This is a genomic window from Tatumella terrea, from assembly GCF_039523755.1.
In the GTDB taxonomy this organism is placed as follows: domain Bacteria; phylum Pseudomonadota; class Gammaproteobacteria; order Enterobacterales; family Enterobacteriaceae; genus Tatumella; species Tatumella terrea.
The window spans coordinates 113864-125799 of the sequence record NZ_BAAAFX010000014.1 but is presented as its reverse complement, the minus strand read 5'-3'; the positions used below and the strand labels follow the sequence as shown (position 1 = coordinate 125799).

The 11936-nt window shown below is 55.0% G+C and carries 13 protein-coding genes; 10 read left to right on the top strand and 3 right to left on the bottom strand.

What is annotated here, in order from left to right; all coding sequences use genetic code 11:
- Positions 1–85 precede the first annotated feature (85 nt).
- From ABD035_RS11055 to ABD035_RS11010, 10 genes are all read left to right on the top strand, one after another.
- A complete protein-coding gene (locus ABD035_RS11055) occupies positions 86–484 on the top strand; it encodes a DUF2919 domain-containing protein (RefSeq protein ID WP_425579722.1) in 399 nt (132 codons plus the stop codon).
- Between the two features lie 63 nt (positions 485–547).
- The gene (locus ABD035_RS11050) at positions 548–1159 is read left to right on the top strand and encodes an RpoE-regulated lipoprotein (protein WP_212713318.1); all 612 of its coding nucleotides are present in this window, start codon (positions 548–550) and stop codon (positions 1157–1159) included.
- A 118-nt stretch (positions 1160–1277) separates the two neighbouring features.
- The gene (locus tag ABD035_RS11045) at positions 1278–2177 is read left to right on the top strand and encodes a Dyp-type peroxidase (RefSeq protein ID WP_343870159.1); all 900 of its coding nucleotides are present in this window, start codon (positions 1278–1280) and stop codon (positions 2175–2177) included.
- A gap of 369 nt (positions 2178–2546) precedes the next feature.
- Complete coding sequence (gene cysP / locus ABD035_RS11040; protein ID WP_343870157.1) at positions 2547–3560, top strand: thiosulfate ABC transporter substrate-binding protein CysP; 1014 nt, start codon at positions 2547–2549, stop codon at positions 3558–3560.
- Complete coding sequence (cysT, locus tag ABD035_RS11035; protein WP_212713321.1) at positions 3560–4393, top strand: sulfate/thiosulfate ABC transporter permease CysT; 834 nt, start codon at positions 3560–3562, stop codon at positions 4391–4393. Before cysP ends, cysT begins: the two co-directional genes overlap by 1 nt.
- Positions 4393–5268 (top strand): sulfate/thiosulfate ABC transporter permease CysW, encoded by an 876-nt coding sequence (cysW, locus tag ABD035_RS11030; protein WP_343870155.1) that lies wholly within the window; start codon positions 4393–4395, stop codon positions 5266–5268. Before cysT ends, cysW begins: the two co-directional genes overlap by 1 nt.
- The gene (cysA, locus tag ABD035_RS11025) at positions 5258–6346 is read left to right on the top strand and encodes a sulfate/thiosulfate ABC transporter ATP-binding protein CysA (protein WP_343870153.1); all 1089 of its coding nucleotides are present in this window, start codon (positions 5258–5260) and stop codon (positions 6344–6346) included. Before cysW ends, cysA begins: the two co-directional genes overlap by 11 nt.
- 82 nt (positions 6347–6428) lie before the next feature.
- Positions 6429–7319, top strand: a complete 891-nt coding sequence (gene cysM / locus ABD035_RS11020; protein WP_343870151.1) for a cysteine synthase CysM — start codon at positions 6429–6431, stop codon at positions 7317–7319.
- Positions 7320–7431: 112 nt separating this feature from the next.
- On the top strand, positions 7432–8112 hold the full coding sequence (locus tag ABD035_RS11015) for a response regulator transcription factor (protein ID WP_212713325.1): 681 nt from the start codon (positions 7432–7434) through the stop codon (positions 8110–8112).
- A complete protein-coding gene (locus tag ABD035_RS11010) occupies positions 8109–9545 on the top strand; it encodes an ATP-binding protein (RefSeq protein ID WP_343870148.1) in 1437 nt (478 codons plus the stop codon). Before ABD035_RS11015 ends, ABD035_RS11010 begins: the two co-directional genes overlap by 4 nt.
- Before the next feature lie 25 nt (positions 9546–9570).
- Here the strand turns inward: ABD035_RS11010 and arnF are convergent, their stop codons facing one another.
- The 3 genes from arnF to arnT are packed head-to-tail and all read right to left on the bottom strand — an operon-like array spanning position 9571 to position 11926.
- The gene (gene arnF, locus ABD035_RS11005; RefSeq protein ID WP_343870317.1) at positions 9571–9957 is read right to left on the bottom strand and encodes a 4-amino-4-deoxy-L-arabinose-phosphoundecaprenol flippase subunit ArnF; all 387 of its coding nucleotides are present in this window, start codon (positions 9955–9957) and stop codon (positions 9571–9573) included.
- Complete coding sequence (gene arnE / locus ABD035_RS11000; protein WP_212713327.1) at positions 9954–10289, bottom strand: 4-amino-4-deoxy-L-arabinose-phosphoundecaprenol flippase subunit ArnE; 336 nt, start codon at positions 10287–10289, stop codon at positions 9954–9956. Before arnE ends, arnF begins: the two co-directional genes overlap by 4 nt.
- Entirely contained in the window at positions 10286–11926 is a 1641-nt protein-coding gene (arnT, locus tag ABD035_RS10995; protein WP_343870315.1) for a lipid IV(A) 4-amino-4-deoxy-L-arabinosyltransferase, read from the bottom strand. The genes arnE and arnT overlap by 4 nt, the downstream gene beginning before the upstream one ends.
- Positions 11927–11936: the final 10 nt, after the last annotated feature.

Here is an 11936-nt window from a genome sequence, read left to right as displayed (position 1 = left end):
AGGCACGGAGTGAGGCCACAGATTACCATTGATTCATTATTCACCTGATCACTATGACAGCAAAGGCCAGCTTCGCTTGCCTCTTATGTTCTGGCTGGTCCTGATTTTACAGGCGAGAACCTGGATAGTGCTGGTATTCGCCGGTGCGTCCCGCCAACAGGGCAATGCACTCCTGACGCTGTTTTATCCTGACCAACAGGGGTTCTATCCCGGGCTGGCGTTTGGCCTGGTGGCGGCGGTGGCGTTTTTACTGTCCGGTCGCCGCCAGCAATTCCCCCGCCTGTGGGCGGCCTGGCGCTGGGCCTTAGTCGCCGCAGCTGTATTCACCGCCGTCTGGCAACTTCAGCAGTTCAGTTATACGTTATTGCAACAATCACCGGTCCCGTTGATTTTACTGATCTTTGATCTGCTATCGGCCCTCTGGCTGCTGGCTGATCGCCGCCTGCGCGACTGCTTCCGGACGGAGAATATGGCCGGCAAATAAACTTTCTGCTGATTTATGACTCCAATCAGACATTAGCTTAATGCGTAAGGAACAGAAACTGCCATGAAATTGTTAAAAACCGCGCTGCTGACCAGTGCCATGCTACTTGGCGGATGTGCCGGTTCCGGCCAGAGTACAGCGACGGAGAGTACCGTCCACTGGTGGAACCCGCTGACCTATTCCTGGTCATCGGCACTCCCGTGGCACTGGTTTAGCAGTCCGGTTAAAGTGACAGATCAGGGCGTGGGCGGACTTAATAGCCTGACGCCAATGAATGAGTCTGAGATCCATCAGGCACTGGGCAGCGACTATCAGTTGCGACAGGGGATGCGCACCGAAAACGGAAATATTGTCACTTTCTGGCAGGCGCTGAAGCAGGGACAGGTCATGCTGGATATTCAGGGGCAAAGTACCATTTCCCGGATTACCGTGACTGACCCGTCCGTCGTGACGGCAGATGGCGTACATATCGGCAGCCCGTTCTCAGCGCTTTACAGTAAAGCTTTCGGTCACTGTCAGTCAGCGGATAACGGTAACAGTGTGCAGTGCCGTTCGCCGGTGGCCGGAAATATCCAGTACCTCTATCAGGGGGAAGGGCACGGGCCGGAAGGCATTATGCCGGCCGATGAGACGCTGAAAAACTGGACCCTGACCAAAATTATCTGGCAACAGTAACCGGTGACATAGAACAGGGGGACCGGGAATATCCCTGTTCTGTCACAGGTTATTATTTCGTTTTTCCGGTATCATAAACCAGAAATATATCCTGTTGAGTGATACCGGAGAGCATAACGTGACACATTTTCAGAGCGGCATTTTGCCGGAACATTGCCGTGCGGCTATCTGGCTTGAAGCCGGCGTCCGCGGAGACCTGACGCAAGCAGGGCCTAAAATCCGGCAATTTCTCGCCCGGCAGCATGAATTACAGCAAAAGTTTCCTGATGCGCAACTCAGTTCGGTGATTGCCTTCGGACCGGGATTATGGCGTGATCTGCAACCCTCGGCCACCTCTGCCCCGGAACTGAAAGACTTTACCCCGCTCGGGAAAGGGATGGCACCCGCCACCCAGCGTGATCTGCTGATCCATATCCACTCCCTGCGTCACGATGTTAACTTTTCTCTCGGTCTGATGGCCTGTGAAATTTTTGCGGGTCTGCTGGAGAACAACGAGGAAACGCAGGGGTTCCGTTGGGTCGAAGATCGTGATCTCAGTGGTTTTGTGGATGGTACAGAGAACCCGCACGGGGACGACCGCCGCCAGGTCGCCATTATCGAAGATGGCGAAGATGCAGGCGGCAGCTATGTTTTCACTCAGCGCTGGCAGCACAATCTCGGGCAGTGGAATAAATTACCGGTAGACCGCCAGCAAGCCATTATCGGGCGTACCAAAGAGACCAGCGAAGAACTGCCTGCCGATGAACGTCCTGTCACATCACATGTCAGTCGCGTGGATCTGAAAGAAGCGGGGAAAGGCCTGAAAATTTTACGCCAGAGCCTGCCTTATGGCAGCGTCAGTGGCGTTCATGGGCTGTATTTTATTGCCTACTGCGCGCGACTGCACAATATTGAACAGCAGTTGCTCAGTATGTTCGGCGAGACCGATGGTAAGTTTGACGGCATACTGCGTTTTTCCAAACCGGTGACCGGCAGCTATTATTACGCCCCGTCGCTGTCCCAGCTGGACGCACTCTGATATCTCTGCCGAGGTGGCGGTCTTATGCTGATGCATGGCGATCGCTGGCCTCAGCCTTCGCCTGCCACATATCTCCGGACTGGCACTAAACCGTCTGGCCTTATCGTAAGCACCGCCAGTACAGCCGGATGTGCCGGGGCAGGCTCCGGTCCGCTGACCTGACATTCAGCCCTGCCAGTCGGGGTTGACAGGCGCCCGGGCGGGCGGGGCGCATTCTGCGCTGTTTGCCATCCTCCGGCAATCCTTATGCAATTTTAGACTTTGAAAGCAATAAAAAGTATATAAAACTGCTACAGCTTTCCCCTGAGAAATAAATACACTGACTCACTGCGGCTATCGGGTGTCGCGTGGGTACTCAGGGGTAAGTTAATGAATCTCTCAGGAAAAAAATGGACAGGTGCAGCGTTGTTGTCGCTGGCCTTCGTCAGTACGGTTCAGGCGACGACTCTGCTGAACAGTTCCTATGATGTCTCCCGGGAGTTATTCAGCGCCCTGAACCCGTTGTTTGAAAAACAGTGGGATCAGGCTCATCCGGATGACCCTCTGACGATTCGTCAGTCACATGGTGGCTCTTCCCGCCAGGCGCTGGCAATCCTGCAGGGATTACGTGCGGATGTCGTGACCTATAATCAGGTCCCCGATGTGCAGATCCTGCATGATAAGGGCCATCTGATCCCGGCGGACTGGCAACAGCGTTTGCCGGATAGCAGCTCGCCTTTCTACTCCACCATGGCTTTTTTAGTCCGCAAAGGGAACCCGAAACATATTCACAGCTGGGCGGATTTAACGAAGCCCGGGGTGAGTCTTATCTTCCCGAATCCTAAAACCTCCGGTAACGGGCGCTACACCTGGCTGGCTGCTCTCGGGGCGGCCGAAAAAGCAGACGGTAACGATCCGGCGAAGACCCGGGCGTTTATGACCCGGTTTATCGGTAATGTGGCGGTCCTGGATACCGGCGGACGCGGTGCCACCACCACCTTTGCCGGGCATGGCATCGGGGATGTGCTGATAAGTTTTGAATCCGAAATCAATACTATTCGTCAGCAATACCCGGACGCCGGTTATGAAGTGATTGTGCCACGGACCAATATTCTGGCGGAGTTTCCCGTGACCTGGATCGATAAAAATGTGTCTGAGCAGGGGAATACCGCGGCCGCAAAGGCGTATCTCAATTTTCTGTACAGTCCGGCGGCTCAGAAAGTCCTGACCGGATTTTACTACCGGGTCCATAACCCGCAGTTAATGTCGCAGAATAAAGCCCGTTTCCCTGATGTCACCCTGTTTCGTGTTGAGGATCAGTTTGGTGGCTGGGAGCAGGTGATGAAAACACAATTCGCTACCGGCGGAGAGTTTGATCAATTGCAGTCAGCAGGACATAAGTAATGATACTAAAGCGTCAAAAGCGGGTATTACCGGGATTTGGATTAAGTTTAGGGACCAGCTTGTTTTTTACCTGTCTGATCCTGTTATTACCGATGAGTGCTTTACTCATTCAGTTATCAAAAATGACCTGGTCAGAGTACTGGCATGTGATCACCGACCCGGAGCTGGTGGTGGCTTATAAAGTGACACTGCAGTCGGCGGCCGTGGCAGCGATATTCAATGCTTTTTTTGGCATGCTGATGGCCTGGGTTTTAACCCGCTATCGGTTTCCCGGCAGAACGTTTCTGGATGGTCTGATGGATCTGCCTTTCGCATTACCCACGGCGGTGGCAGGCCTGACCCTGGCGGGGTTACTGGCTCCGTCCGGCTGGTACGGTCACTGGCTGGCTGAGCATGGCATCAAAGTCGCCTATACCTGGCTTGGGATTTCTGTGGCGATGGCCTTCACCAGCCTGCCGTTTGTTATCCGCACGGTGCAGCCCGTACTGGAAGAGCTTGGGCCGGAATATGAGGAAGCGGCTGAAACACTGGGGGCGAGGCCCTGGCAGACGTTTTTACGGGTGATCCTGCCGGAGGTGGCACCGGCTCTGATGGCAGGCACTGCGCTCTCTTTTACCCGCAGCCTGGGAGAGTTCGGCGCAGTGATCTTTATCGCCGGGAATATCGCCTGGAAAACCGAAGTCATTTCGCTGATGATTTTTATCCGTCAGCAGGAGTTTGACTTCCCGGCGTCCAGCGCGATTGCCTCCGTCATTATGGCGGCCTCTTTACTGTTACTTTTTGCCATTAACGTGTTGCAGAGCCGTTATGGCCGTCGTATCGGAGGTCACTGATGCGTGATGTCACCACAGGGCCTGTCGCCTTTAAAAAGTCCCTCCCGTGGGGGAAATATCTGCTGATCACCGCGGGTGTGCTGTTGTCTGTGCTGATCCTGGTGATCCCGCTGATCTCCATTTTCTGGGAGGCGCTGGGAAAAGGTATTCTGGCTTCACTGCATAATCTGTCGGACCCGGATATGCTGCACGCTATCTGGCTTTCCGTGATGATTGCACTGATCACCGTGCCGGTAAATCTGGTGTTCGGGACGTTACTGGCCTGGCTGGTGAGCCGCTTTAATTTCCCGGGCCGTCAGCTACTACTGACGTTGTATGACATTCCGTTTGCCATGTCGCCGGTCGTGGTGGGGCTGTTGTATCTGCTGTTCTGGGGGATTAATGGCCCCGCAGGACACTGGCTGGATGCCCATAATATTCAGATCATGTTTGCATGGCCCGGCATGGTGCTGGTCAGTATCTTTATCAGTTGTCCGTTTGTTATCCGTGAGCTGGTCCCCGTCATGTTAAGCCAGGGGAATCAGGAAGATGAAGCCGCAGTCTTACTGGGCGCGAATGGCTGGCAGATGTTCTTCCGGGTAACGTTACCGAATATCCGCTGGGCGCTGCTGTATGGTCTGGTGCTGACCAATGCCCGCGCTTTGGGGGAATTCGGCGCCGTGTCGGTGGTTTCCGGCTCGATACGGGGTGAAACCTATACTCTGCCTCTGCAGGTGGAATTACTCCATCAGGATTACAATACCGTGGGTGCCTTCACGGCGGCCGCGTTACTGGCATTAATGGCTATCGTTACACTTTTTCTGAAAAGCGCACTGCAATGGCGACTGGAACGTCAGCACCGGCGCCAGCAACAGGACGACAATTATGAGCATTAATATTGAGAAGATTAATAAATCTTTTGGCAAAACATCGGTACTGAACGATGTGTCGCTGGATATTGCCTCCGGTGAAATGGTGGCGCTGCTGGGGCCGTCCGGGTCCGGTAAGACGACGCTGTTACGTATTATTGCAGGCCTGGAGCACCAGAATAGCGGAGCCATTTCGTTTCACGGCCGCGATGTGAGTCACCTGCATGCGCGGGATCGTCATGTGGGGTTTATGTTTCAGCACTATGCGCTGTTCCGGCATATGACGGTCTCTGACAATATTGCGTTCGGGCTGACCGTATTACCCCGCCGCGAGCGCCCTTCGGCGGCCGACATCCGGAAAAAAGTCAGCAAGTTGCTGGAAATGGTGCAGCTCTCGCATCTGGCCAACCGCTATCCGGCCCAGCTGTCCGGGGGCCAGAAACAGCGTGTTGCACTGGCCCGCGCGCTGGCGGTCGATCCGCAGATTCTGTTACTGGATGAACCCTTCGGTGCCCTGGATGCCCGGGTGCGCAAAGAGTTGCGTCGCTGGTTGCGTCAGTTACATGAAGAGTTACAGTTCACCAGCGTATTTGTGACCCATGATCAGGAAGAGGCGATGGAAGTGGCGGATCGGATTGTGGTGATGAGCCAGGGGAATATTGAACAGACCGGGACGCCGGAGCAGGTGTGGCAGCATCCTGAATCCCGGTTTGTGCTTGAATTCCTCGGTGAAGTGAACCGCTTTGATGGCCATGTCACGGGGGGAGTATTGCAGGTCGCCGGGCAGTCCTGGCCACTGAATGGCGTGACCGGTATTGAAGGCGATGTGGCTCTGTTTCTCCGTCCCTGGGAAGCGGCAATCCGCCATGAGTATTCTGACGTTACGCCACTGGCCGTTAAGATCCTGGAAGTCAGCCCGCGCGGCCATTACTGGCAAATCATTGCCGAACCGCTGGGCTGGACAGGCGAACTGCTGACTCTGGTGAGTGAAGCCACCTCTGCGCCTCCGGTGCGCGGTCAGACACTGTATATCGGTGTTCAGAATGCGCGTGTCTATCAGGGAGAGCAGAGGTTACAACCTATTGCCTTTGCGAAAAGCGCCTGATATTTTCAATTCATTGTCTGTAAAACAGCCTGGCGCTCATCGCGACCAGGCTGTTTTCGTTTCTCTGTGCAGGTAACACGCTGTGATAACTCTGGAAAGCACTATCGGTAATACTCCCCTGATTCGCTTACAGCGCCTGGTGCCAGATAATGGCAGTGAGGTCTGGGTGAAGCTTGAAGGAAATAATCCTGCCGGCTCGGTCAAAGACCGGGCGGCCTATTCGATGATCCATCAGGCTGAGCTCCGTCAGGAGATCTCCCCCGGTGATACGCTTATCGAGGCCACCAGCGGTAATACCGGGATTGCTCTGGCGATGATTGCGGCGATGAAAGGTTACCGGATGGTTTTACTGATGCCGGATAATATGAGCCTCGAGCGTCAGGCGGCAATGAAGGCTTACGGTGCAACGCTGGTCCTGGTCAGCCGTGAACAGGGGGGAATTGAAGGCGCCCGTGATCTGGCGATGCAGATGGCGGCCAACGGCGAAGGTAAGGTGCTGGATCAGTTTAATAATCCGGATAACCCTCTGGCGCATTACCGCACCACCGGTCCCGAAATCTGGCAACAAACCGCGGGAAGACTGACGCACTTTGTGTCCAGTATGGGAACGACCGGGACGATCACCGGAGTCGGACGCTACCTCAAACAACAGGATCCTGCGGTGCAGGTGATAGGATTACAACCGGAAGAAGATTCTCAAATCCCGGGGATCCGCCGCTGGTCAGAGGCTTACCGGCCGGGCATTTTCCGGGCGGAATGGATAGACAGGACAATCGATATGTCACAGGCACTGGCCACTGAGACCATGCGCCAGCTGGCCCGTCGTGAGGGTATTTTCTGCGGAATGAGTTCCGGCGGTGCAGTGGCCGGGGCGTTAAAAATTGCCGGAGATGTCCCCGGGGCGAAGGTAGTGGCGATAATTTGCGATCGCGGTGATCGTTATCTTTCTACCGGAATCTATGAACTCTCCTGAGCAGAGACGCCGCGGGTTTTGCGGCGGAAAATGGTAAGGATAGCGTAAATCCTGCGGTCAGCGGCGGAATAACCGGTCAGAATACGACGAATACAGAGACAGAGAGTGTGACATGAAAATATTACTGGTTGATGATGATCACGAGCTGGGCACCATGCTGAGTCAGTATCTGGAAGGTGAAGGCTTTGCGACTGTGCTGGTGATGACCGGCAAAGAGGCCATCAGTCAGGCGGCTTCGGGTCAGTTCAATGCGGTAATTCTGGATATTATGTTACCCGATATGAGCGGCATTGATGTCCTGCGGCAGATCCGTCAGCAGGGACGATTACCGGTCATTATGCTGACCGCGAAGGGCGATAATATTGACCGGGTTATCGGTCTGGAGATGGGGGCGGATGATTATATGCCAAAACCCTGTTATCCCCGTGAGCTGGTGGCCCGGTTACGCTCGGTGATGCGCCGTATTGACGAACATCCGATAGTCCCGGAGAAAAAAGAGTTACTCACCTGTGGGGAGCTGACGCTGAATTCCTCTACCCGTACTTCCGCCTGGCGGGGTGAAAACTTTGATCTGACCGCTTCGGAGTTTAATCTGCTCGAACTGCTGATGGCGGCCAGCGACCGGGTAGTTTCGAAAGATGAGCTATCAGAGAAAGCGCTGGGACGACAGCGTGAAGCCTATGATCGCAGTGTCGATGTCCACGTGAGTAATATCCGTCAGAAACTGAGTAAGCTGACCGATGACGAGGTGAACATCGAAACTGTCCGCAGCATCGGTTACCGGATACGATGAAAACCGGTTACCCGGGACGGTTGTTCTGGAAAATGCTGCTGCTGTTCTGGCTGGTGTTTCTGATTATCAGTCAGTTCCTGTGGCTGGGATTCAGCATGTTCGGTAACTTTGAACCGCCGAGCCAGAAAGAAGCCCGGCGGATGCTGAACCTGCAACTGGAATCGGCGGTTTCGACGCTCAGGACGGCCGGACCGGAAGGGATTGCTACCCTCACTGCCGGGTGGCCGGAGAATATGAAGCAGGTCTTCACGGTCAGCATCAGCCCGCAACAACCCCCGCGGTTACTGAATCTTACCGATATGCCGGCGAAAAGCCGGTCGGCCGGTGAGCCGCCGGGACTGCCGCCGCCACTGATACCTCGTCCTGGCAGTGATTCGCAAACGGTCTCTTCACCCCTTTATATGTCCTCCGGACACATTTATCGTCAGGTGACCGGACCACGAGGGGTGGTATATGACCTCTGGTTCAATCTCCGTGCTTTCCGGCATCAGGAATCCTACGACCATTCGATCATCCAGCGGTTCCTGCACATTCCGATGCCAATGGTGATCATGTTTGTTCCTATGGGACTGATGATGAGCCTGTTACTGGCATGGAACCTGACCCGCCCGATGCTGCAGTTCCGTGAAGGGTTCAGACAGGTTTCTACCGGTGATCTGTCGGTCAGGCTGTATCACAAAATGCAGCGGCGCCATGATGAACTCTCGACGGTTGCGCGTGACTTTGATGCAATGGTGGAGCGACTGGATGTTCTGGTAAAAGCCAGAGAGGAGTTGCTGCACGATATCTCTCATGAGTTGCGGACACCGCTGGCGAGGCTGCAACTGGCAACGGCACTGGCCCGCCAGACGCCGAAAAATGTCGAAGATTCACTGGAAAGGATCGATAACGAAGCGCATAAGCTCGATAAAATGATCGGTGAATTGCTGACCTTATCGCGGGCAGAGCATGACTCGCCGGACGTTGATCAATATTTTGATCTGACCAGTCTGCTGGAAGTGGTGGTTGCGGATGCCCGGTTTGAAGCGCAGATCCCGCAGGTGAAAATCGATGTCAGTTATGACACCCGGGCTGATCATATGGTGCAGGGGAACGCAGAGATGATCCGCCGGTGTATTGAGAATGTGCTGAGAAATGCATTGCGTTTTTCCACCGCAGGACAGTGTATTGATATTCAGTTATCTTCCGCACCGGAATGGCTGACGCTGTATATCAGGGACCAGGGGCCGGGGGTGGAACAGGATAAACTCTCCAGCATCTTTGACCCGTTCGTCCGTGTACAGTCGGCACAATCCGGAAAAGGCTACGGTCTCGGACTGGCGATTGTACGTAAAATTATCCTGGCCCATCATGGTGAGGTCAGGGCAGAAAATCGCCGTCTGGGCGGGCTGGAAATTATGTTGCGTCTGCCGCACTGGGTGGCCGGCGAGTAATACAGGCGGCGTGTATGTTGCCTGTTCAGCGTGGCGGTTTTGATGGCAGGCAGACCAGTATCACCCCGGTGATCACCAGCAAGATACCGGCCAGCGCAGACACTGAGAAATGTTCCCCGTGTAACCCCAGTCCAAGGGCGATCCCCCACACCAGAATATAACTCAGACTCAGTAAGGCATAAGCTTTACTGAGCGCCAGCCGTTTCAGGGCCAGAAACCAGCATCCCATCGACAACGCATAGCCAACCAGCCCTGCCAGCAGTAATCCGCTGGTCATCGGATGATGCCACAGGAAAACAAACAGTGATATCAGCTCCCCTGACGCAGGGAGTGCGGTCATGGCTTCCTTCATGGCAGGCTGTGCACCGCTCACCAGCAGGACGCTCAATAATGCCCAGAAATATCCCATCAGATCCCCCGGCTAAGTAACAGAATACCGCCGATAATACAGGCAATCCCCAGCCAGTGCCGCCGGCTGACAGGTTCATGCCACAGCCAGCGCGCGGCCAGTGTTATCCAGATAAAATTCAGACTGAGCATCGGGTAGGCCAGCCCGACCGGCAGGGTGCGCAGTACCTGCAACCAGAGCAGCATCGCACACCCAAGGCAAAGCAGGGCCAGGCCGAGCCACAGACAGAGATGGTTCAGCCCGGGGCGCCCCGTTGCTCCGGAGGCTGCCTGTTTCTGGCATAACTGTCCCAGGCAGCTCAGTAAGCTCGAGAACAACAGTGCGACCAGGGTCATCGTTGCGGGCCGTATTCGACATACAGCAGGCGGCCCTGCTGGACACTAAAGTCAGGCTGCGGAAGGTCCATCCCGGACAACGTTTCACCTTTATTTGTCTGCAGCACCATCGAAACCCCCTGATTGCGATGTGTGGCCAGCCACGCCGGGAATGCCTCACGGGAAATAAACCGCCCCTTGCCATCGGCATAGTTCAGTCCATAGGTAAGTTCACCTTTTTCGTCATACAAATCAATATCTGAACGTTTAAGGTGCCAGGCGATCCCGGAGGCAATCCCCACCCGGTTGGACAGAATGTAGCGGGTTGCTGTCAGGTGAGTCGTCATCCGTTCCAGAAACTCCTGCGGCTGTTTACTGTCCCTGACGGATGCGGGGATCGTATACCCGACCAGTAAAGCCAGACCTAACGGACATAGCGCCGCTGCCAGACGGAATTTTCCCTGGCGAATGAGTGCCAGTACGCCAAACAGGCTCCAGCTCAGAAAAACAATGAAGGCCAGTAGTAAACGGTGGCCTTCCTGCGGGCTATAGAACGGATGTGTGGGCATTCGCCAGCTCACCACTAACAGAAGGATGCCGGTGATACCGAAAATGATATTGATCCAGCCATTCGCCGCAGTGGTACGCCGGGTCGCATTCAGCACCGTTTTACCCAGTAAAATGGCCAGCGGAGCAAAGCAGGGCAGGATATAGGTCGGTAATTTCCCTTTTGCGATGCTGAAAAAGAGTAATGGCATGATGACCCATCCGAGCAGGTAAACGGTGCCCGGGTGCTGATGACGTCCCTGCCAGCCGGTTTTCAGCGCCGCTGGCAGATAGCCAAGCCAGGGCAGTGAGCCGCTCAGCAGCACAGGCAGGTAGTACCAGACAGGCGCCTTGTGCTGAGCATCCGGTTCGGCAAAACGCTGAATATGTTCAACCCAGAAGAAATAGTGCCAGAAGTCAGGCTCTCTGGCATTGATAGTCAGCGCCCAGGGCAGAGTAAACAGCAGGCAGCTCAGTACCGCCAGTGGCCCGAATATCACCACTTCCCGCCAGCGTCGTGTGCTGATAACCCAGGGGATAATACTGATCACCGGTACGGCCAGAGCAAGAAAGCCCTTAGTCATGATGCCCAGGCCACAGGTTACCCCCAACACCAGATACCAGGCCGCCCGGCCAGTGCCGGTGGTTGCGGTTGTCGCCCGCCAGAAACTGATCATCGATGCCGTCAGACAGAGTGCTATCATCGGGTCCAGCACCGCATAGGTGCCGATACCATTCACCAGCAGGCAGGTCAGGTAGATCCCGCCGGAGATAATGGCCAGTTTCTTATCCCGCCACATCAGCCAGGCCAGCCAGCCAGCCAGTAAAGCACACAGCGTGACCGAGAAGACCGCCCCGAAGCGGACAGCGAAATTGTTATGACCAAAAATCATCTGGCTGACATTGTTTATCCAGTATCCTGCCACCGGCTTCTCAAAATAGCGCAGTCCCAGAAAATGCGGATCCGCCCAGTTATGATTTACCAGCATCTCACGGCTGATTTCGGCATAACGCGATTCGTCAGGCTGCCAGAGCGCGCGCGTCTGCAGCGGGAACAGATAAAAAAGAGCATACAGCAGTAGCAGGCATACACCGTATTTAGTGGCTTTCATCATATACACA